The organism is Psychromonas sp., assembly GCF_047632995.1.
In the GTDB taxonomy this organism is placed as follows: Bacteria; Pseudomonadota; Gammaproteobacteria; order Enterobacterales; family Psychromonadaceae; genus Psychromonas.
Genome location: NZ_JBLIEK010000009.1, coordinates 41,899 through 62,027, shown reverse-complemented (window position 1 = coordinate 62,027; position 20,129 = coordinate 41,899). Strand labels below are relative to the sequence as shown.

At 43.8% G+C, this 20,129-nt stretch carries 19 protein-coding genes, 1 pseudogene and 1 riboswitch; of the genes and pseudogenes, 8 read left to right on the top strand and 12 right to left on the bottom strand.

Annotated elements, in window-relative coordinates; translation table 11 throughout:
* From ACJAT7_RS03335 to thiD, 5 genes and pseudogenes are all read right to left on the bottom strand, one after another.
* A pseudogene (locus tag ACJAT7_RS03335) lies at positions 1–205 on the bottom strand (thiaminase II); the annotation flags it as partial.
* Between the two features lie 26 nt (positions 206–231).
* Entirely contained in the window at positions 232–1,182 is a 951-nt protein-coding gene (locus ACJAT7_RS03330; protein ID WP_415225375.1) for an ABC transporter substrate-binding protein, read from the bottom strand.
* 49 nt (positions 1,183–1,231) lie between these two features.
* Complete coding sequence (locus ACJAT7_RS03325) at positions 1,232–2,029, bottom strand: ABC transporter permease (RefSeq protein WP_415225374.1); 798 nt, start codon at positions 2,027–2,029, stop codon at positions 1,232–1,234.
* Complete coding sequence (locus ACJAT7_RS03320; RefSeq protein WP_415225373.1) at positions 2,022–2,804, bottom strand: ABC transporter ATP-binding protein; 783 nt, start codon at positions 2,802–2,804, stop codon at positions 2,022–2,024. Before ACJAT7_RS03320 ends, ACJAT7_RS03325 begins: the two co-directional genes overlap by 8 nt.
* A complete protein-coding gene (thiD, locus tag ACJAT7_RS03315) occupies positions 2,794–3,645 on the bottom strand; it encodes a bifunctional hydroxymethylpyrimidine kinase/phosphomethylpyrimidine kinase (protein ID WP_415225372.1) in 852 nt (283 codons plus the stop codon). The genes ACJAT7_RS03320 and thiD overlap by 11 nt, the downstream gene beginning before the upstream one ends.
* A gap of 73 nt (positions 3,646–3,718) precedes the next feature.
* Positions 3,719–3,818: riboswitch (TPP riboswitch) on the bottom strand.
* 510 nt (positions 3,819–4,328) lie between these two features.
* Between thiD and ACJAT7_RS03310 the strand changes: the two genes are divergently transcribed.
* The 3 genes from ACJAT7_RS03310 (at position 4,329) to ACJAT7_RS03300 (ending at position 8,640) form a co-directional block, all read left to right on the top strand.
* A complete protein-coding gene (locus ACJAT7_RS03310; RefSeq protein ID WP_415225371.1) occupies positions 4,329–5,717 on the top strand; it encodes an agmatine deiminase family protein in 1,389 nt (462 codons plus the stop codon).
* A gap of 76 nt (positions 5,718–5,793) precedes the next feature.
* Positions 5,794–7,152, top strand: a complete 1,359-nt coding sequence (locus ACJAT7_RS03305) for a phosphatidylserine decarboxylase family protein (RefSeq protein WP_415225370.1) — start codon at positions 5,794–5,796, stop codon at positions 7,150–7,152.
* Between the two features lie 63 nt (positions 7,153–7,215).
* Positions 7,216–8,640 carry a C69 family dipeptidase gene (locus ACJAT7_RS03300; protein ID WP_415225369.1) on the top strand — a complete coding sequence of 475 codons (1,425 nt, stop codon included), beginning with the start codon at positions 7,216–7,218 and terminating at the stop codon, positions 8,638–8,640.
* 239 nt (positions 8,641–8,879) lie between these two features.
* Here the strand turns inward: ACJAT7_RS03300 and ACJAT7_RS03295 are convergent, their stop codons facing one another.
* Entirely contained in the window at positions 8,880–9,854 is a 975-nt protein-coding gene (locus ACJAT7_RS03295; RefSeq protein ID WP_415225368.1) for a coproporphyrinogen III oxidase, read from the bottom strand.
* 411 nt (positions 9,855–10,265) lie between these two features.
* Here ACJAT7_RS03295 and ACJAT7_RS03290 point away from each other — a divergent pair, with 411 nt between their 5' ends.
* Positions 10,266–10,436 carry a hypothetical protein gene (locus tag ACJAT7_RS03290; RefSeq protein WP_415225367.1) on the top strand — a complete coding sequence of 57 codons (171 nt, stop codon included), beginning with the start codon at positions 10,266–10,268 and terminating at the stop codon, positions 10,434–10,436.
* A gap of 13 nt (positions 10,437–10,449) precedes the next feature.
* On the opposite strand, the gene yqfB is transcribed toward ACJAT7_RS03290, so the two are convergent.
* The 6 genes from yqfB to ACJAT7_RS03260 all read right to left on the bottom strand — a co-directional run bounded on the left by yqfB (position 10,450) and on the right by ACJAT7_RS03260 (position 15,456).
* On the bottom strand, positions 10,450–10,767 hold the full coding sequence (yqfB, locus tag ACJAT7_RS03285) for a N(4)-acetylcytidine aminohydrolase (protein ID WP_415225366.1): 318 nt from the start codon (positions 10,765–10,767) through the stop codon (positions 10,450–10,452).
* 36 nt (positions 10,768–10,803) lie between these two features.
* Entirely contained in the window at positions 10,804–11,010 is a 207-nt protein-coding gene (locus ACJAT7_RS03280) for a hypothetical protein (RefSeq protein WP_415225365.1), read from the bottom strand.
* Between the two features lie 124 nt (positions 11,011–11,134).
* Positions 11,135–11,572, bottom strand: coding sequence for an excinuclease (locus ACJAT7_RS03275; protein ID WP_415225364.1), 438 nt, complete (start codon positions 11,570–11,572; stop codon positions 11,135–11,137).
* 628 nt (positions 11,573–12,200) lie between these two features.
* Entirely contained in the window at positions 12,201–12,860 is a 660-nt protein-coding gene (locus ACJAT7_RS03270; RefSeq protein WP_415225363.1) for an NAD-dependent epimerase/dehydratase family protein, read from the bottom strand.
* Positions 12,861–12,921: 61 nt separating this feature from the next.
* On the bottom strand, positions 12,922–14,838 hold the full coding sequence (locus ACJAT7_RS03265; RefSeq protein ID WP_415225362.1) for a monovalent cation:proton antiporter-2 (CPA2) family protein: 1,917 nt from the start codon (positions 14,836–14,838) through the stop codon (positions 12,922–12,924).
* Between the two features lie 3 nt (positions 14,839–14,841).
* Positions 14,842–15,456: an NAD(P)H-dependent oxidoreductase gene (locus ACJAT7_RS03260; RefSeq protein ID WP_415225361.1), complete on the bottom strand. Its 615-nt coding sequence runs from the start codon at positions 15,454–15,456 to the stop codon at positions 14,842–14,844.
* Positions 15,457–15,923: 467 nt separating this feature from the next.
* Here ACJAT7_RS03260 and ACJAT7_RS03255 point away from each other — a divergent pair, with 467 nt between their 5' ends.
* The 4 genes from ACJAT7_RS03255 to ACJAT7_RS03240 all read left to right on the top strand — a co-directional run bounded on the left by ACJAT7_RS03255 (position 15,924) and on the right by ACJAT7_RS03240 (position 20,128).
* The gene (locus ACJAT7_RS03255) at positions 15,924–17,192 is read left to right on the top strand and encodes an ABC transporter substrate-binding protein (RefSeq protein WP_415225360.1); all 1,269 of its coding nucleotides are present in this window, start codon (positions 15,924–15,926) and stop codon (positions 17,190–17,192) included.
* Positions 17,193–17,281: 89 nt separating this feature from the next.
* Positions 17,282–18,178, top strand: a complete 897-nt coding sequence (locus ACJAT7_RS03250) for a carbohydrate ABC transporter permease (protein ID WP_415225359.1) — start codon at positions 17,282–17,284, stop codon at positions 18,176–18,178.
* A 49-nt stretch (positions 18,179–18,227) separates the two neighbouring features.
* Positions 18,228–19,013 (top strand): carbohydrate ABC transporter permease, encoded by a 786-nt coding sequence (locus ACJAT7_RS03245; RefSeq protein WP_415225379.1) that lies wholly within the window; start codon positions 18,228–18,230, stop codon positions 19,011–19,013.
* 11 nt (positions 19,014–19,024) lie between these two features.
* Positions 19,025–20,128 (top strand): ABC transporter ATP-binding protein, encoded by a 1,104-nt coding sequence (locus ACJAT7_RS03240; RefSeq protein ID WP_415225358.1) that lies wholly within the window; start codon positions 19,025–19,027, stop codon positions 20,126–20,128.
* The last annotated feature ends 1 nt before the right edge of the window (position 20,129 follow it).

The following is a 20,129-nucleotide window of genomic DNA, read 5'->3' as shown; positions in this document are numbered from 1 at the left end:
TGCGCATATCAGCTAAAGTACGTGCTTTGTAAATAGCCAGCGCATAAGCACGTGCATATTGCTTAAGAAACAAAAAGTCTTGTTTCAGGTAATGTAAAAAGCAGGACTGCGCTAACGTGCCTTTTGCTAATTGCTGTACAAAGGCATGTTGGGTGTATGCATCCCAATCCTCACGACATGCATTAATTAGATCTTGATGATTCATATAACGGCTCTATTTATTAGGGTAACTTATTGAAACGTTGGAATATAATCTTGTGCTTTTGGCAGCGAGCTAATGATTTTTTGGCTATACATAAACGCTGCATAATCGTTATAGCGTTTTAAATCAATCGCGGATGGACGCAATGCAAATCGGGTCAATGTCGCGTTCCAAGCCAGTCTATTAAGCTCATTATTCAAGGTGTCCGGCGCATAGGCCGCAAACTCTTTCCAGGATTCTTGAGGGTGATTTACTATGTAAATTGTTGCCTGCTGCAACGCCTTATTAAACGCCTGAATGGCAGCTTTATCATAGCTATTGGCATTTGCCACAAAGATAAGTTCATCATAGGCCGGTACACCGTGCTCTTCAGGAAAGAATGCTTTTGCTTTAATCCCCTCAAGTTCTAGCTGGTTTGTTTCAAAGTTGCGGAATCCGCCCCAGGTTGCATCGACTTTTCCTGATGCAAGCGAGGTAGAGAGTGCCCAACCGACATTAATAATCTGCACATCCTCAAAGTTAACGCCATCGGTTTTTAACATGGTGCCGATAATCGCTTCCTCATTACCCGCAATGGAAATACCAATCTTTTTACCTTTAAGATCTGAGAGTCTATTGATCTTATTATTATCTAATACGGTCAAGGTATTGAGCGGCGTAGCAATCAAGGTCGCCGAGCGGATAAGCGGTAGCCCCGCAGCCACATCCATTATTAAATTGGGCTGGTAAGAGATAGCCAGATCAACTTTACCTGCCGCGACCAATTTAGGCGGCATGCTCGGATCTGAGGGCTCTTGAATATCAACGTCAAGGCCCTGCTCTTTAAAATAACCGCGCTGCTGCGCAATCACAACCGGGCCGTGATTTGGGTTTACAAACCAATCCAACATCAAGGTCATTTTTTTCATCTCGGCCTGTGCAGGCAGAGATAAGATCAATACAACTAACGCCGTTGCACTCAAGATTATTTTATTTTTCATTATATTTTATTTCCTATTGCAGAGCATTTATCAGTAATGCTCTTTATGATTAAACTTCCCAAGGGATCAGTTTTTTTAACAACTTATCGACCACAAAATAGAGTAAGACGGACAATGCAGATAAGATAAACAGTGCGGCAAACATTTCATCTATCATCATACGAGCATTGGCCTGTAACATCAGATAACCTAACCCTTCGCTAGATCCAACCCACTCCCCTGCTACAGCGCCAATAGGCGCAATCACTACCGCAACCCGAATACCCGAGGCTAGGGTAGGTAAAGAAGCGGGAAGCTGAATATGCCGCAGCATCTGCCATTTGCTTGCCCCCATCGTTTGCGCAAGGTCAAGATAACCCGATGGCGTATTGCGCAGCCCATCGTAGCAACAAGTAGTCACCGGAAAAAAGATGATTAAGGCCGCCATCACTATTTTGGAGCTGATCCCATAGCCCAGCCAAATCATCAGCACGGGTGCAATAGCAAAGACAGGAATCGCCTGACTGGCAATTAAAATCGGTAAGAGCCAATGTTTAACCGGCTTAAATAACAACATCTGCAACGCAAAAAACATCCCCATAAAAAGCCCCAAACACAGCCCCAGGATAATCTCCTCTGCGGTGACAAAGGTGTGTTTAAGTAGAATGTCATAACGCTGCAGCAATTTATCAAATACATCTAACGGGGCGGGTAAAATATAGGCAGGCATCTCAAAGATAATCACTAGTGCCTGCCATAAACCCAAGATGATTAGTATGCTGACAATAATGCGCATAACAGGCCTTATCACTGTTTCTTTATAGTTTTTCTGAGTCGAGAGCAGATCAAAGCCAATAATATCACGCATTTTCCTGCTCCAAAGATGCCATGATGCGCTGCTGAAGTTGCGCACATTCAGCATCAAATTTACGCGGCGTTAAAGAGTCTGGTACCTTGAGATACTCGGCAGAACTGGGCGCTCCCTGCATAATATAAATTCTGTCAGCCAGACGGATCGCTTCCTGCGGGTCGTGGGTTATCAAAACGACCGTTTTATCTTTGAGTAATTCACAAGCCAGATCCTGCAATCGGTAACGTGTTACCGCATCCAACGCAGAAAAGGGTTCATCCATCAATATCACCGACTTATTCTGCATCAAGGTTCTCACCAAAGCGACACGTTGACGCATACCGCCCGACAGTTTTTGCGGCAAACTGTTTGCACTCTCGAAGAGTCCTACCTTTTGCAACAATGCCAATGCTTCTTCTTTTTTAAAAGGGCTAATAGCATTACCAAATTTTTCACTTAAGGTGACGTTATCTAACACCGAAAGCCAAGGCATTAACAAGTCCTGTTGCGCCATATAAGCAATGTTATTCTTTAAATCAAATTGAGGCGGTGTGGTCGTAAGCCCACCGGACCAACTGACGTTTTGATCAAGCAAACCGGCCATATAACGCAGCAGTGATGTTTTTCCACAACCACTGCGGCCTAAAATACAGCTCCATTGCCCGGCAGGAAAACACATATTAACGCCCTGCAATGTTGCCATTTTACTGCCAACATAACGCAGATAACCCGCACTGATCTCTATCTGCAGCGGAGGAATGTTAACAGATGAAGACGCCGCGCTATCGGACATCTGCATGTCCGCTAAAGAAATGGTTTACCGGTCCATGACCCTGCCCTACCGCTAATTCATCGGCATGGGCAATCGCTTGAGTGATATATTTCTTACCCAGCTGAACTGCGCGTAAAAGATCATAACCTTGCGCCAGATACGAGGCGATTGCAGATGAAAGTGTACAACCGGTACCGTGTGTATTGCGCGTATCTTCCCGGATTGCCGTTAATTGCTCAACACTATCCGGGAAGATAAGTAGATCATTGCTGTTTGCATCTTGCTGCAAATGTCCCCCTTTAAGCAGCACGGCATTGGCGTTCAGTTTACGGAGTTTACCTACCATTTTATCCATGCTTTGTTGATCAGTTGGCAGCTCAGAACCGATTAATGCCGCAGCTTCGGGCAGGTTCGGTGTGATCAGATCAGCCAAGGGGAGCAACTCAGATTTCAGCGTACTGATGGCAGATTCTTTCAGCAATAAGTCGCCACTGGTGGTGACCATAACCGGATCAACAACTAAAAATGGGGGACGGTACTGTTTTATTTTTGCGGCAACTATTTTTATTATGTCACAATCAGAGAGCATCCCCACCTTAACGGCAAGCACATTCAGATCGCTAAAAACCGCATCAAGTTGCTTTTCTATATGTTCAAGGGGAATAGGGAAAATAGCAGACACCCCAAGGGTGTTTTGAGCTGTGATTGCAGTTATCACCGAACAGGCGTAACCACCTGTTGCTGAAATCGCTTTAATATCAGCTTGAATACCGGCTCCACCACCACTATCAGAGCCTGCAATGGTCAGAACGATCGGTGTCGATAAATTTTGAGCAGTAGAGGTTGCAGTAAGGTTTGACATAAACGCTCCTAGAACTGATGCAAAGGAACTATATCAAGCCAAATATTTAAGATAGGTGTAAAAGAGATAATCAAAAACAAGACTTATAGTTCCCTACGCCAGTATTAACTGAATCAGGTTCAACGGGTTTCGCACTATGCGCTCTCAGCCTTCTGGCCCCCCGACTATATACACAGCGATAGTAACAAGTTTTATTGAAAGCGCAAGGTATCACTTTTGCAAGATCGCTCATTTATTTCTTAACAGCAATACTCAGCGTTTTACCCAAAGTGCTAAAAAAGTTAATCCGTCCAGCTTGTTAAAATCAACGCTAACTTACTTTCATTACCATTCAGACCCGTCCCATTGCCCAGTTGTACCCCGACTTTTTAGCTGAAGATAGCCTATCGCCTTAACCGACCCTTTTTGAGGGCTAATAAACGAAATATCCTTGTATGAAACGAACGGCCGGACTGCCCTGCCAATGGCTAGAAACAGGCATAAAACAGAGGGATTTATGACTGAGAATAAAAAATTCTGATTAGATTTTTTAACAACTTTATACTAGTAAATAAAATATCTCTTTAAAATCAATTCTGTGTCTTGCTAAAAGCTATTTATTCTTCCTATACTCTCAATTCATTTTCGGCTTATTGCCGTCGTGTCAATTTATGACCTTGAAAACTAATGAAAGGAGTCGTTGTATGCACCCCTGTAAAGTTACACATCATGCACCTGCACATCTACGTGCTGAACAATTCAAAGCTAAAACGAAATGTTCCCCGCCTTCGGAACATAAAAAATACACTAATTCTCATTCCAGCCCTGTGAGCGCTATTCCCGAATATGCACCTATGGGAGCTGTATTGATCTCCTATCCGGGAACGGTTCCCGCGACGCGAGATGATCCCCAGGCTCCGCCCTCAGGTCCCCGGATGTTTGGTATTCCAAACGAGTTGATTGTGCGGATGCAACAAAACGATTCGGCTGAGCCTGTGCATATCTTTGTGATGTGTGAGGACCGCAACGAGAAAAAAAATATTGACCATGATCTTCAGGCTACCGCCGATGAAAAGGGGCTGTTCTACAATCCCGAACATCTCCATCTTATCGGCTGGGATACAGATACTTACTGGACTCGTGATTATGGCCCATGGTGGATTATCAATAACGAGACCGGATATTTCGGGATAGCCAAACACTGCTATACAACGATGGGGGGTGGTCAGGTGGGGATGTTAGAGGGAGCCGAACATGTTGATCCGATGGAGGGGTTGGGGATTTTTCGTCCGAATGACGATTATGGCGCCGTTAAACTCTCAGATTATCTTAATGGTCCTATTCGTAAATGGAACCTTGCTCAATGGCCAGGTCGAGATAAAGATCATCCGCTAAAAAATGAACCTATCAATGTGCACAACTGGTACTTCCTTGGCTTGCTTGATGTAGGGGGGAACTACATGGTGACTGGTAATGGGGTTATTGCCTCTTCCTATTTGGTGGCAACACAGAATGAGTTACCGGTACATCAGCAGGAGCACTCCACCAATCCCGGCCAGAAACAGATAGACCAGCGAATGGAATACATTCTCAGTCAATTTAATCAGTTTATGGGGATCAGTACCTACCACGTGTTAACCGATCCCACGGGGACCTACATTGGTCATATTGATTGCTGGGGGAAATTTTTAGCTGACGATATTGTATTGATCGCCCGTTCTGAAGATCCAAAAACGGATAAGGCCTTTGACGGTATTGCTGACTATTTTACACAGCAGGGTTTTACAGTTTCTCGGGTGATGTGTCAAAACATGTATATATCCATTGCAGATCAACCCGCTACGACGGCCGCTTATACCAATAGCCTAATCCTTAATGATCACGTTTATGTGCCTCTATCTGGAAAGGGTTATGAAGAGTTCGACAATCTGGCCCTAAGCGCATACCGGAAAGCATTACCAGATCATACCGTTGTCGGCATTCCAAGCAAACCGGAAACCCCTTGGTTAGGCACAGATGCAATGCACTGCCGAACCAGAGCCGTTCCACGAGAAGTCGTTAACAATTGGTTAAAAAGTCAAAATTTAAAATAACCATTTCAATAATCTTAGCTGTTTATCTTTCAATATCACAGCAATTGCTAAACAGTTTCAACATGGAGTTTTAATAATGGATACAAAAGTAATAATAGAATCAAAGCCTTATAGAGTAGGCGAATGGTTGCCAACAGATCAAACAATACTGTGCAACTGGTTGGAAGATTTAAGTAATGAGGTTGAGAATGATAAAAAGCCATTTCATCCTGTAATTTCAGATCTACAACATCTAATTGAAACTGATGCAGAAATTTTTGCACTGATCAATCTAGCGTTTGAGCAAGTACCGGAAAAATACAAATACAGTCAATACGGTAAGCAGGTACGTGATTATCACCATTTCTTGCAACTATTAAATGCAGTTATGACTAAATCACCTACTTACAACGATACGGGATGTGTCGGGTTCCCGATCAACGCTATTTTGGATTGGTCCATGGGCACTGAAGGTGGATTTGCAGCTTTTCTTAACGATAAGTTAAATGCTCAGTTCAAGAAAGTTTTACAGCACTGGGGCACCTTTCTTAACTCTGTTGACTCTAATTATGTTCTATCAATCGACAACCATCCTATCCAGGGTTCAGGGCATAAACTCACCAAGCAATATTGCTGGCTCAGTGATAAAGCAATGGTCGCCATGATGAATATGATGCGCCAACATAAAGAGCCGATAAAGCCCGAGGAACATGCTAAAGCCAGATTAGAATTTATCGACACCTTTCAGTGTGACCCTCGAGATGAACATTATGGATTCACCTGTTGGGATGATTTTTTCACCCGGGAATTTCGTGATGGTAAACGCCCCATTGCCGCAGAGGGCAATGATAACGTCATAGTTAATGCTTGTGAATCAGCACCTTATCGCGTGACAAAAGGCAATGATGTAAAACTGCGTAATCAATTCTGGATCAAAGGACAGCCTTATTCATTATCCCATATGCTCAACAATGATAAACGCGCGGAACAGTTTGTTGGTGGAACCGTTTATCAGGCCTTTTTAAGCGCCAAAAGCTACCACCGCTGGAACTGTCCAATATCAGGCACCATTATCAAAACTCAGATGGTAGATGGCAGCTATTACTCCGAAACGCCAGTTGCTGGTTACGATGATGCAGCTCCTAATGATTCACAAGGTTACATTGCTGAAGTGGCGACCAGGGCAGTCATCTTTATCGAAGCGGATAACCCTGCGATTGGTCTGATGGCGATTGTATTTATCGGCATGGCTGAAGTTTCTTCCTGCGATATTCGCGTTTATGAAGGACAAAAAGTGTCCAAAGGTCAGCCCATGGGAACGTTTCATTTTGGCGGCTCATCACACTGCATGTTATTCCGTAAAGAGGTTGAACTGGAGTTTGATTTGATGGGCCAAAAACCCGGATTAAATACGTTTAATCTTTGCGTTAATTCAAAACTGGCAACCATAAAATAACCATTCTATTCCCACAACGGCAAGAATGATTAAAAGGGGCAATCGCCCCTTTAAGGAAATAATATGTGTACAAGTATCATAGCGGGAAAACGGGCTACGGCCGGGGATCTTGTTTTACTCTCTCGAAATGAGGACTTCCCGAGTAATAACTGCTGGAACAAATATATGGTGTTCCGCAAGGAACCTGAATATGCCAACAATAGTCTAGCAGTGAATGGTCTGTGGACTCTAGGCAATGGCTTACTTGTTCCTATTCCTAAAACACGTTATCGCTACAATGCCACGCCAGACGCGCAGGGTTATGCCGAAGCAAGAATGCCTATAGGCGATCACTACTACTTTGAAGAACGCGGTATCAATGAGAAAAACGTCGCCATCTCTGCCACTAACTCGCTAACTATTAACGATAAAGCCAACGAAGCCGATCCGCTATTAACTGAAAAAGGCGTTGCCGAATCCATTATCCCCACGCTAATACTGCCCCAGGTAGATAATGCTTTGCATGGCGTAAAGTTATTGGGATATTACGTTGAAACCTTTGGTGCAAGCGAGGTGAATGGCGTATTATTTGGCGATCAAAATGACGCTTGGTATTTCGAAATTGGCTCAGCACACCACTGGATTGCAGTACGGGTACCAGAAGATAAATATCTCGTTATCGCCAATGGTATGCGCGTCCATGATATTGATCTCAATGATAAAGAAAACGTCTTGTGTTCAGAAGGTTTATTTGAATTTGTTGTAAAAAACAAACTATTGGCAGAACCCGATAGCAAACGCTTTAATTTTGCTATGGCCTTTGGCATACCTGGCGATCCATACAACACTGACCGCATCTGGTTAGCGCAAAAAATGTTAACACCTTCAAAGAAGCAAAGTAGCAGAAAAGTACAATATCCACTTTTCCTACAGGCAAACAAAAAGATCACGCTAGCAGATGTAATGGATGTTTTACGCGCGAACTATAAAGATACTGAGTTGGAAGGCAAGGCGCAACGCGCAATTGGTGTTGATTATACTGCGGAAAGCCACATCATTACATTAGATGCCAGCATGCCAGAACCGCTAAAAGGAATTATCTGGCAAAGCATCAGCACCCCCTTGGGCGCACCTTACATGCCATTCTACAGTATTATGGATGATATCCCCTCAAGCTACACTAAAGGAGCTATAAACTATGAGCCTGATTCATCCTACTGGGCCTTTAAAGGTTTGTTTGTGCTGGCCGATTCATTGAAAGAAACGAAGTATAAGCAGTCATTAGAGGAGCTATGGTACGAGTTTGAAGTCCAGTCACTTTTAGAAGTGCAAGCGCTAAATAAAACCTTAAAGTCTCTTTATCTAAATGACGCACACGGAGCTATCAACCTGGCAAAAAGATATTCCACTGGTATTGCCTGCCAAGCAATAGAAATGGCCAATGAACAGCGCAATGCTATCATGACTGACATAACCGCCACACAAGTAGAGCCAATTCCGCGATCTTAAACAGTAAAAGGCAGGAGATTCATATCCTTAGGTTCAACGGGTTTCGCACTATGCGCTCTCAGCCTTCTGGCCCCCCGACTATATACAAGTAACAATTTTTGTTGAAAGCGCAAGGTATCACTTTTGCAACATCTCTCATTGCGCTATCAACAGCACGAGTCTGATGTTCAATTAAACGAGAGCCAATCGACTTGTAAAATTACTGGCAAGAGCACATTAAATCGTCAGACAACGATGCTTTAATGCAATGGATATTGCGCATAATGCAAGCGAATTTGCTGCGCTATCTCGGCCTTTAATTCTGCCGTTATTTGACATGTTTCCGTGTTAGGCAATATCGACAATAAACGTTTGATTAATTTATATTGCGGCTGTGCTGTTTTATCAAGCCAGCTTGTCAGTAATGAGATATTTATATGCGCAGGTAATGAGCCTAAGATACCTAAATCATTTTGATTATGCGCTAATAAACCCGCGGTTGTGCCTTTATCAAGTGTTAATACTTGGTAAAAATACAAAGTATTATAATTCAGCTGTAATGCATTTTGTTGTTCATTAGGCTGTGGCGCATTAAGCAATCGCTGCTGCAAAATAGCGCAGTAACAATCAATTACAGATTGACCAAAGCGCTGCGGAAACTGCGCCATATTTTCACTGTCATCATTAAAATCTTCAAGGTAAAAATGACTCACTCCGCGAAAGCGTTGCAAAGCGGGGATGTAAAAATAGTCGTCGCCAAGTTGGCAGCCCGACTCATAATAGTTACCCGAAATAGCTTTTAAATTATCTTCAAAGCGTATTTTATCTTCAGCGTTACTAATGGACGGGTTAAGATCCGCCATAATGCGCCAAAAGCTATGCCCGTTTTTATATTCAGTCCAGCTGATGTGTAGATGCATTGAGGGTGCCAAGGGATGTGCGGGATGAATGATGGCAGAAAGTGCCGTAGCAGATAAGATCGCTTTGTCTGGCATATTAGCAAAATTTAACTGGGATAGGTTAATCGAGGCGCTGTTTAATAGGCCAACTGCAGCAACGAATCGGACGCCACCACCATGTATGCCTTGATCACGAAGCCAGTGCACGGGTGTAAATTGAATATCTTCACCCAAGACGTTTGCCACTTTTTGCAGTTTTTCAACAAAAAAATGCTGTAATTGATCCAGAAACCTAAGTGTTTCTTGTGCTTTGTGTGAATCCGCTTGAAATGTCATCGCCAAGCCTTGAATAAATTAAAAATTCAATATTATCTCATAACAACAGTCATAAGCTAACTACAATGCAGCGTGATTAAAAATATAAAGCTTCCCATTATCTATTAGCCTATGTTTAATCGCATCTAAATCATTCACATTGGTAGTCTGGCTGAGTTACTCGATATTGTGTTAGGCATCGCTTAGTAAAAGGATTAATCTATGTTTGAATCGTCACTTTTCTTTTCTTTTCTCTTTCTATTACCGGCCCAATTTGTTTACTGTTGTTCCTCGGCTGGCTTTTTAAAAAATATCCGTTATTAACGACTATTTTATTAAAACAGCTTCAGGTTTAGTATTTAAAGTCGCCCTACCGGCATTATTATTTCTCAGTATTGTAAAGACCAATCGCGCCAATGCGGGATCATTGGCTTGGCTTATGTTACCAATATTTATGGTGATGCAGGCATTCCGCTAGCAGCTGTTTATGTCGCGTTTAATTCCACTTTCTTAATGACCGCAGCGCCAACAGCCGCTGCCAGTTGTGTGATGGCAAGATCAATGGGCGGTAATGTTAACCTAAAACAAATAAAAAAGGGGTAGCTAGTCAACTATTTTACTTTCGAACCAGCTCATAAGAAATCACATACAAGCTCGCTGTATTTGGGTAAATATCTTGAATTACCTTTTTGAGCTCTGTAAGTGACATGTTCTCTTGCTGCGCATGAAATTCCAATAATTCATCATACTGAATTGGTGTTACTGATAAAATTTTAAGATCACAAAACCAACGACCATTTTCAAATGTAGAAACCTGAACTATTGAATTAGGAATATAATCTTTCTCTGATTCATCTCGAATGGTGATGCTTTTTTGACCCGATAAAATATCTATTTCAAACCGCTCAAAGAACGTGATTTCCGATAAACTCATATTTGCTCCATTCGAAATTTGTGAGAAACCTATAAACTACAACCTTACAAAATATGGTATCGCTATTAAAATAACACCAACGACAAGTAACATTGCAACGCTAGTCATAAAATATGGAAAAACAATAAGCGCTAAACCCGAGCATAAGGGAACAATTGCTCTTTGCTTTTTACCATACATACAAAAGCCCATCCCGATGCTGCCAAACAAAACACTCCAAATAATTATTGATGAACTATCCATTTAGAAACACCTACTTATATTGAATTGGCACTAACTCATGTCGCGATAGTGGAATAGCAAAGCAACCACAGACGCTTCCATGATAGATCCTTTGTGCCGCATCTGTCAGCGCTCGCACAAAGTTTTACTTTAACGTCACTACTTTGCCGGTTAAAGCCACACCTGCCACCACAACACCAGCACCACACTGGAATGTTTCATTGCTTGAGACTAGATCGTTTTTGTAGTTCGATTTTATGTCTACAATGGCATTTCCACCTTCCTTTATTGCCCTATCTTTGAGTGTGATCATTGCAGAAAGAAAAACCCAGTGACACGCTTCTTCGTCTGTTTTATTAAATGCATTGGTTTTTTTATTGGTATTAAATTCACCAAACTCTTGCTGGGGTTTGCTGTATTTTTGGTCGCCAAAATAAAACGCCACATCAGTCCCCAATTTTGATTTTGCCACGTCTGAATTCAAAGCCTCAGCAATTAAATAAGATCCAACATCATCTCGTGCAAAAGTAAAAGATGAGAAAAGGGTTAGGGACGATAGAGCCAATATGATGATTTTCTTCATTATGTTAATTTCCATTTTTCGTATGAATTGAACTTAAGCTTGTTGTTAAATTTACCGTTAACCAAGCCCATATATTTTTTGAAAGAGGCTGGCCACTACGACATTTAATTTGAACGCAGTGTACCTGTTACGTAACTTATTTAACAATGTTATATTATTGTTTTGTATAGATATTGACATCTTACCCCACTAAATAAGCAAGCTGATTATTCTTCTCTAATTGAACTGGACACTTTAATTCTGGATAAAACTATTCACTATGAAAGTGAACATAAAGACAAAACTTAAGGCACATTAACTAAGCCCGTTTAACACGAATAAAATCAAAAAATGGCCACGCACTCTGCAATAAAAAACATTTCAAAGGCAAAAACTACACAAGGTTTAAAACCGCGAGTCTGCAGTTCAAGAATTTGTTAGCGCAATGACATTACGACTAGACCCAAACTACTTCAAGATGCAGATTCAGAGCTTCACCCGGATCCTAGAACAAGGCATAACATGCTGACCTTTCGAATGATTAACTGCGTTAATCCTCTATCGGCAAAAAGGAAGGAGATCAATGTTTTTAGGCTCAACGGACCGATTTACCAGATTGTTCGGTGTGAGCGGAACGTTAGCCCCTCACTTAACTATTAATTACTTTGATGAAAATATCATCAAGTTGAAACCTTTCAAACGCCGGGCCGGATTGCCCGCTTACCAGTACCATTTTAGCCGCGACTTGCTCTCCAGTAATTGGGCGAAAGCGTCTTAACCAGGGAATGGCGCACAAAAGCGGCAACATGTAGCTACCCAGTTTTTCCCCCAAGCGAAAATCTGCTCGCTGTCCCAGCAACAGAGAAGGTTGGAATATGCTTATACGCGCAAAAGGCAAAGATTTAATTTTCTGTTCCAGTTCACCCTTCATCTTTAGATACTGATTCCTGCTTTGTGCATTAGCTGCGCTTGAGGAGACCAACAGATAATGCTCTACGCCACTGCCTGCAGCCAGTTGAGCTGCTTTAAATTGGAAATCCAGGTCTACTTTACGTTGGGCGGCGAGAGAGCCCGCTTGTTGAAGCGTTGTTCCAAGGCAGGAGAACAAAAAGTCTGCAGCAAATAATGAAGCGTATTCCTCCAATTGTTCAAAGTTCACTACTTGATTGATAACCTTTGAAGATGAATGTCGGGCAGGACGACGGGTAAGCGTGATTATTTTGCTGATATGGTCAGCATCTGCCAGTTGATCTACTAATGCCCGACCAACCAAACCAGTCGCGCCTATTACTATCGCTTTTTTGCCCATGAATCTCTCTTTATAAACGGAAAAATATTTCTCGATTTCTTTTGCACTTCACAAGCCTCTTTTATCTAGGCTCATCATCAGCGTAATTTTTCGGGGGCGGACTCCAGCCTCGCTCTGAACCACTATGCTTGTTGAGGCGATCTTTGGCCATTTCCTGTTTGATATTAGCCTCCAGCTCGATAAACAATTTCCTGTAATTGTTATCAAAACGCTCCCCTTCCGATTCATCAGTCCAAGCCTGATAAAGCTTATCTGACTGCTGCTCTTCGGCACGTTTATAAGCTGCTTTTTGCTGTTCAACAAGGAAAGGGTGATATCCCAGACTGCGCAGCGCCTGGGCACCTGTTTCTAATGCCGAATGGTAGGTTTCAGATTCAATATAGTCAGCGCCTGCCGAGCGCAAAAGATAACTGTGTCCCCGGTCAAAGGCGCGAGCAAGTACCTTGAGATGCGGATAGGTATGTTTCACATACTTAACCAGATTAATGCTGTTTTCCTGATTATCAATCGCGACCACCAGCATTACCGCCTCTTCAATTCCCGCCGTATGCAGCAATTGCGGACGGGTGACGTCGCCAAAATAGGCTTTGGTATTGATCTTACGCAGCAAATCCACCTGATCCGCCTGATGATCCAGTACCACTGTTTTCACCCCGTTAGAAACCAGAAGACGATTGATTATCTGCCCGAAACGTCCGATACCGGCAATAATCACAGTGCCTTTTTCATCAATATTATCCGCTTCGCGATCATTGGATGCATTCTCAAAACGCGGCAGGATCACCTTATCGAAGAGAATAAATAACCCCGGCGTCAGGAACATGGACAGTGCCACCACCAGCGCTAGCGTCTGTGCAATTTCAGCAGGTAATACATGGTTTTGCACGCTAAAGCTTAACAGCACAAAACCAAACTCCCCAGCCTGTGCCAGACTTAAAGTGAACAGCCAGCGATCGCTGTTTTTAATCGAGAATATCCGCGCCAGAAGATAAAGCACAATCGCTTTGAGCAGCATCACAGCGACCGTTAACGAGATAATAAGGAAGAAATCATCAAGTAAAATAGCAAAGTCAATTCCCGCACCAACCGTGATAAAAAACAGACCCAGTAACAGCCCTTTGAACGGATCAATATTGGATTCCAGCTCATGGCGGAATTCACTGTTGGCCAGCACCACACCGGCAAGAAATGTACCTAATGCCGGCGAAAGTCCGACCAAACTCATCAGTGCCGCAATACCGATCACCAGCATCAGCGCGGTTGCGGTAAAAATTTCGCGTAAACCTGAGCTTGCTACAAAACGGAACAGCGGCCGGCTGAGCAGATGCCCACCGACAACAACCAGCACAATCGACGCGCTGATCACCAGACCGTAAACCCAGCCCTGCAAACCTGCAACCAGACTGAGTTGATCATTATGTTCAGCCGTTGCCACAACGGCCTGTTGTGCCTTCTCGATTAAATCGGGTAACGCCAAAAGCGGAATAAATGCGAGCATCGGAATAACTGCAATATCCTGAAAGAGCAGCACCGAAAAGGCATTTTTACCACCTTCGGTTTTGCTTAGACCTTTCTCATTAAAGGTTTGCAGCACAATTGCCGTCGAAGAAAGCGCAAAGATCAGCCCTATCGTCAGGGCAATGGTCCAAGGCTGCCCGAAAAAGAGAGCGATCCCCATCACCGCCGCGGTGGTACCAACCACCTGCAATCCGCCCAATCCCATCAAACGGTTACGCATCGCCCAGAGCATTTTCGGCTCAAGCTCCAAGCCGACTAAAAAGAGCATCATCACCACGCCGAACTCGGCGAAATGCTGAATGCTTGCAGTTTCTTCGCCGACCAAACCGATAACCGGACCGATCACCACCCCGGCAATCAGATAGCCCAATATCGATCCCAAGCCAAGACGTTTTGCAATTGGCACTGCAATCACAGCTGCTGCAAGATAGATAAAGGCCTGCAGAAAATATCCTGTCATCCGTTAATCCTTTTTAATAATTTCTTCAAAGTGGTGATTGAGTTTTTCAAGCTGAGCCGCTTTGCCAAGATCGACCCGGTCAGCGACTAACGCTTCCAGTAAAATTTGCCATTGCTGCATATGTTGCTGCAAGCGTCCCGTTTCTGTTGCCGTTCTTGCTTCAAACAAGGCCAGTGGAGCCAGATAGGTCATCCCAGACTGCGCTGCCATCTGCTCAAGCGGAGTTAACAGCTCACGGATGGTGAAGTGATTGCGGCCACTCGATTGGTAAGCCTCCGCTTTGGCTCCGGCGCTAAGTGAGCAGAAAAAGGTTTTACCGTGCAGTGCATCGGCCTCATTGCCATAAGCAAAACCGTATTCAAGCACCAGATCCTGCCACTCTTTTAAAATGGCCGGTGTGGCATACCAGTACAGTGGAAACTGGAAAATAATAACATCATGATCCCGCAAACGTTGCTGTTCTTTATCTATATCGATATGAAAAGTCGGATATTCGTAATAAAGGTCGACCGCTGTTACCCCTTTTATCTTTTGTGCCGCCTTAAAAATCGATGCATTGACTTCTGAACTGTGCACAGAGGGATGTGCAAAAAGCACTAATACTTTTTTCTGAGCCATAAAAAGTTCACTTATAATACGGATAGTTACAGCTATTTTACGTCAATAACCGGAAGACTGCACCTGCAAAGACGCCAAGTGCTAATGAACTGCTGGAGTGAGCGTAATTAACCTAGGAATACAATCTTAACCTAGGAATACAATCACAGCTTAGCCGTTATTTAGAATCATGATTCCAGATTTTCACAAAAAAAACTCTCCTCTATAAATCCAACCTCAGAGGGCTTAAATACAAGCAGTTAACGATCTTGATGATGTTAAGTTGAATAGCCCCTTTTATTTTTTCCTGTCTTTATGGTACTCCAAAATTTCTCTGGATCGTCTATATTATATTTGATAAAGGACTTTTTTTTGATGAATGGATTTCTACAGCAGTTATTTAGCAAAGTAAATCAAATCATTTACTTACAAAAAATTGCTATTGGGTAAGTTCCAGTCTAATTGGCAGCACGGCTGTCTGAACTTTTTTGACGAGGAGAATTTGTATGAAAATTTCAAAACTGCTTTTAGGTGCTTCATTAGCATTGGGCCTTTCAATGGCAGCTCAAGCAGCACAAGTTGAAGTACTGCACTGGTGGACTTCAGGTGGTGAAGCTCGATCAGTTGCCGAACTGAAGAAAATGTTAGAAGCGAAAGGACATGAGTGGAAAGACTTTGCTGTTGCAGGCGGTGGTGGTGAAAGTGCTATGACGGTACTTAAATCTCGCGTCGTTTCTGGTAACCCACCAGCCGCGGCTCAAATCAAAGGCCCAAGCATTCAGGAATGGGGCGACGAAGGCGTGTTGGCTGACCTTGACAGTGTCGCCAACGCTGAAGGTTGGGATAAACTGCTACCCGGTGTTGTAGCAGACGTTATGAAATACCAAGGTAAATATGTAGCCGTTCCCGTTAACGTACACCGTGTAAACTGGTTGTGGGCAAACCCCGCCGTATTCAAAAAAGCAGGTGCAACCGTTCCGACAACTTGGGATGAGTTCTTTGTTGCAGCTGATAAAATAAAAGCGGCGGGCATGACGGCTGTTGCCCATGGCGGACAGCCTTGGCAAGACGCAACGATGTTTGAGTCAGTTGTACTAGGTGTTGGTGGTGCTGACTTTTATAAAAAAGCGTTTGTTGAATTAGATCCTAAAGTACTGAACAGTGCAACCATGATTAAAGCCCTGAAGACTTTCCATAAAATCAAAGGCTATACTGACGCTGGCTCACCAGGGCGTGACTGGAATCTGGCTACCGCCATGGTTATCAATGGCGAAGCCGGCATGCAGTTCATGGGGGACTGGGCAAAAGGTGAATTTACTGCCGCTGGTAAAGTACCGGGTATAGACTACATCTGCATAGCAGCACCGGATACAGAAGGCGATTTCACCTTTAACATCGACAGTTTTGTTATGTTTGATCTTGACGATAAAGAACTCCAGAAGGGTCAGAATGACCTGGCTAGCATTATACTGAGTCCCGCTTTCCAGGAAATATTTAACCTCAATAAAGGATCAATTCCTGTTCGCTTGAACATGCCGATGGATAAGTTTGATGGTTGTGCAAAGTTGTCGGCAATAGATTTTGTCAATACAGCTGAAACGAACACCTTAGTACCTAGTATGGCGCACGGTATGTCAACCTTCCCTGCTACTCAAGGTGCTATCTACGACACCATTACTGAGTTCTACAACTCAGATTCAATGACGGCAGAAACAGCCGCTAAAAAGCTGGTAAAAGCAGTCGCCGCAGCTAAATAAGCGCTAATCTTTTAGACCTTTCGGATCTCAGAAATGTCCATCTGAGATCCGGTTCTTCCTTTTTGCGCTCCAGGAGGATTAATCAATCCATGAAGAGATCCAGCTCACTCCGTCAATCAATTGGGGACTACTTACCAAAACTAGTAATAGCGCCGACTTTTGTCGCTGCCTTGGTTTTTATATACGGCTTTATGCTGTTAAATGCTTGGTTATCCTTTAGCTCATCGCGTATGTTGCCAAAATATGATTGGGCCGGAACCATTCAGTATGAAAAACTGTTCGCCAATGACCGCTGGTGGGTAGCCGCTGAAAACCTCCTGCTGTTCGGTGGCTTATTCATTGCTATCTGTTTACTGCTTGGATTATTTTTAGCTATTTTTCTGGATCAGAAAATTCGCGGCGAAGGCGTTATTCGAACCATCTATTTATACCCGATGGCTCTCTCATTTATTGTTACCGGTACAGCCTGGAAATGGATCCTCAATCCTGAACTGGGGATCCAGCGTTTACTGCGCGAAATGGGGTTTGAATCATTCACCTTTGACTGGCTGGTCAATACCGAAATGGCGATTTATACCGTTGTTATCGCCGGTGTCTGGCAGTCTTCTGGTTTTGTGATGGCACTCTGTCTCGCGGGTTTACGGGGAGTCGATGAGAATATTATCAAAGCCGCCCGGGTTGATGGTGCTTCAATGCCGCTTATCTACCGGAAAATAATTATCCCGGGACTCCGCCCGGTATTTTTCAGTGCAGTGATTGTACTGACTCATATTGCCATCAAAAGTTTTGACTTGATTGTTGCCTTGACGGGAGGCGGCCCTGGTTTTGCAACCGATGTGCCCGCTACCTTTATGTATACCTATGCCTTCACTCGCGGACAAATAGGGGTTGGCTCTGCAGCTTCTATGATGATGTTAATGGCCGTCGCCGCCATTGTTGTGCCTTATCTGTATTCGGAGCTAAGGGAGAAGAATATTGAGCGTTAATAGGGTATTGATTTACAGCTTACTGACCTTTGCGGCACTTTTATACTTAATGCCGCTCGCCGTTATGCTGCTCACCTCACTCAAGGAGTTGGATGAGATCCGTTCAGGCACCCTATTGTCCTTGCCACAGTCACTGAACTTTGACGCATGGGGTAAAGCTTGGGGAACTGCCTGTACGGGCGTGAGCTGCGCGGGCTTAAAAGGCTACTTCTGGAACTCTGTGCAGATCGTCGTACCTGCTGTCGTTATTTCAACCCTGTTTGGTGCACTAAATGGTTATGTGCTGACTAAATGGAAGTTCCGGGGCAGCAATCTGTTTTTTGGCATGTTGCTGATCGGTACTATGATTCCGTTTCAGGTGATCCTATTACCAATGGCGCGCACCCTCGGCTTTCTGGGTCTGGCAGGTACCACCTCCGGGCTTATCATGGTGCATACCATTTATGGTCTGGCATTTACCACTCTGTTTTTCCGCAACTATTACATCACCATTCCCACCGAATTAGTGAATGCGGCACGTATTGATGGCGCAGGTTTTTGGATGATTTTTTTGCGGATTATCCTGCCAGTATCAGTCCCCATCATCGTCGTGTCGGTGATATGGCAGTTCACACAAATTTGGAATGACTTCCTGTTTGGCGTCGTTTACTCCTCCGGTGATGCGCAGCCGATCACGGTTGCATTGAATAATCTGGTCAATACCAGTACTGGTGTTAAAGAATATAATGTCGATATGGCCGCTGCGATTATTGCCGGATTGCCTACCTTGCTCGTGTATGTAGTCGCCGGTAACTATTTCGTTAAGGGACTCACCGCGGGCGCTGTAAAGGGGTAAGGAGCACTAATATGCAATCTTTAAAAATAGAGAATGTTGAAAAAACCTATGGCAAGGTGAAGGTACTCAAGGGAATCGATTTAGAAATAGAAGCGGGCCAGTTTTTAATTTTAGTTGGACCATCCGGCTGTGGTAAATCGACCCTGCTAAATATGATAGCTGGTTTAGAGCCCGTGAGTAATGGCAATATTTTCATTGGCGAGCGGGAGGTCACCCATTTGGATCCGAAAGACCGTGATATTGCGATGGTATTTCAAACCTATGCGCTCTACCCTAATATGACCGTTCGCCAGAATATCTCTTTCGGTTTAGCAATACGCAAGGTTGAAAAATCTGAGCAAAAAGCGATTGTCGATAAAGTCGCAAAGTTACTGCAAATCGAACCCTTGCTGGATCGTAAACCAAAGCAGCTATCAGGCGGGCAACGCCAGCGCGTGGCAATGGGAAGAGCCCTCGCTCGCGATCCTTCAATCTTTTTGTTTGACGAACCCCTATCAAATCTGGATGCCAAATTACGTGTTGAGATGCGCGGTGAAATCAAAGAATTGCACCGGCGTTTAGGGACGACCATTGTTTACGTCACCCATGACCAGATTGAAGCGATGACACTGGCGGATGTAATAGCTGTGATGAAAGAGGGGGAAATACAGCAAGTTGGCTCACCCCAAGAGATCTATGACAATCCACACAATCAGTTCATCGCCGGTTTTATGGGCAGCCCTGCAATGAACTTTATTCCTTGTCGTATGGAGAAAGTGGATGGTTGTATGCAGATAACTCTGGAATGTGCGGGTGTGCAACAGCACGTTCCCATTAAACAAACTATCGCAGAACTTGAGAGCTACATCGGAAAATCCGTTATTCTGGGGATTCGCCCGGAACAAATCACTCAACAAGGTGAAGAAAAATCCGACAGCGCGACGCTCAGTTGTGTCGTAGAAATTATTGAACCGACAGGACCCGACACTCTGATCACAGTGCGAATTAATGGTGTAAAAACAGTTTGCCGTGTTCACCCAACCATCAGCTCTAAGGTGGATGAATTAATGCCGCTGCTGCTTGATATGTCAAAAATGCTGTTTTTTGATGCCGATACACAGCTGCGTATCTACTGAC

Bases quoted from the DNA above. Each gene is read 5' to 3' on its own strand.
- ACJAT7_RS03330 (WP_415225375.1), bottom strand. From the start codon at position 1,182: ATGAAAAATAAAATAATCTTGAGTGCAACGGCGTTAGTTGTATTGATC.
- ACJAT7_RS03325 (WP_415225374.1), bottom strand. From the start codon at position 2,029: ATGCGTGATATTATTGGCTTTGATCTGCTCTCGACTCAGAAAAACTAT.
- ACJAT7_RS03320 (WP_415225373.1), bottom strand. From the start codon at position 2,804: ATGTCCGATAGCGCGGCGTCTTCATCTGTTAACATTCCTCCGCTGCAG.
- thiD (WP_415225372.1), bottom strand. From the start codon at position 3,645: ATGTCAAACCTTACTGCAACCTCTACTGCTCAAAATTTATCGACACCG.
- ACJAT7_RS03310 (WP_415225371.1), top strand. From the start codon at position 4,329: ATGCACCCCTGTAAAGTTACACATCATGCACCTGCACATCTACGTGCT.
- ACJAT7_RS03305 (WP_415225370.1), top strand. From the start codon at position 5,794: ATGGATACAAAAGTAATAATAGAATCAAAGCCTTATAGAGTAGGCGAA.
- ACJAT7_RS03300 (WP_415225369.1), top strand. From the start codon at position 7,216: ATGTGTACAAGTATCATAGCGGGAAAACGGGCTACGGCCGGGGATCTT.
- ACJAT7_RS03295 (WP_415225368.1), bottom strand. From the start codon at position 9,854: ATGACATTTCAAGCGGATTCACACAAAGCACAAGAAACACTTAGGTTT.
- yqfB (WP_415225366.1), bottom strand. From the start codon at position 10,767: ATGAGTTTATCGGAAATCACGTTCTTTGAGCGGTTTGAAATAGATATT.
- ACJAT7_RS03280 (WP_415225365.1), bottom strand. From the start codon at position 11,010: ATGGATAGTTCATCAATAATTATTTGGAGTGTTTTGTTTGGCAGCATC.
- ACJAT7_RS03275 (WP_415225364.1), bottom strand. From the start codon at position 11,572: ATGAAGAAAATCATCATATTGGCTCTATCGTCCCTAACCCTTTTCTCA.
- ACJAT7_RS03270 (WP_415225363.1), bottom strand. From the start codon at position 12,860: ATGGGCAAAAAAGCGATAGTAATAGGCGCGACTGGTTTGGTTGGTCGG.
- ACJAT7_RS03265 (WP_415225362.1), bottom strand. From the start codon at position 14,838: ATGACAGGATATTTTCTGCAGGCCTTTATCTATCTTGCAGCAGCTGTG.
- ACJAT7_RS03260 (WP_415225361.1), bottom strand. From the start codon at position 15,456: ATGGCTCAGAAAAAAGTATTAGTGCTTTTTGCACATCCCTCTGTGCAC.
- ACJAT7_RS03250 (WP_415225359.1), top strand. From the start codon at position 17,282: ATGAAGAGATCCAGCTCACTCCGTCAATCAATTGGGGACTACTTACCA.
- ACJAT7_RS03245 (WP_415225379.1), top strand. From the start codon at position 18,228: ATGCCGCTCGCCGTTATGCTGCTCACCTCACTCAAGGAGTTGGATGAG.
- ACJAT7_RS03240 (WP_415225358.1), top strand. From the start codon at position 19,025: ATGCAATCTTTAAAAATAGAGAATGTTGAAAAAACCTATGGCAAGGTG.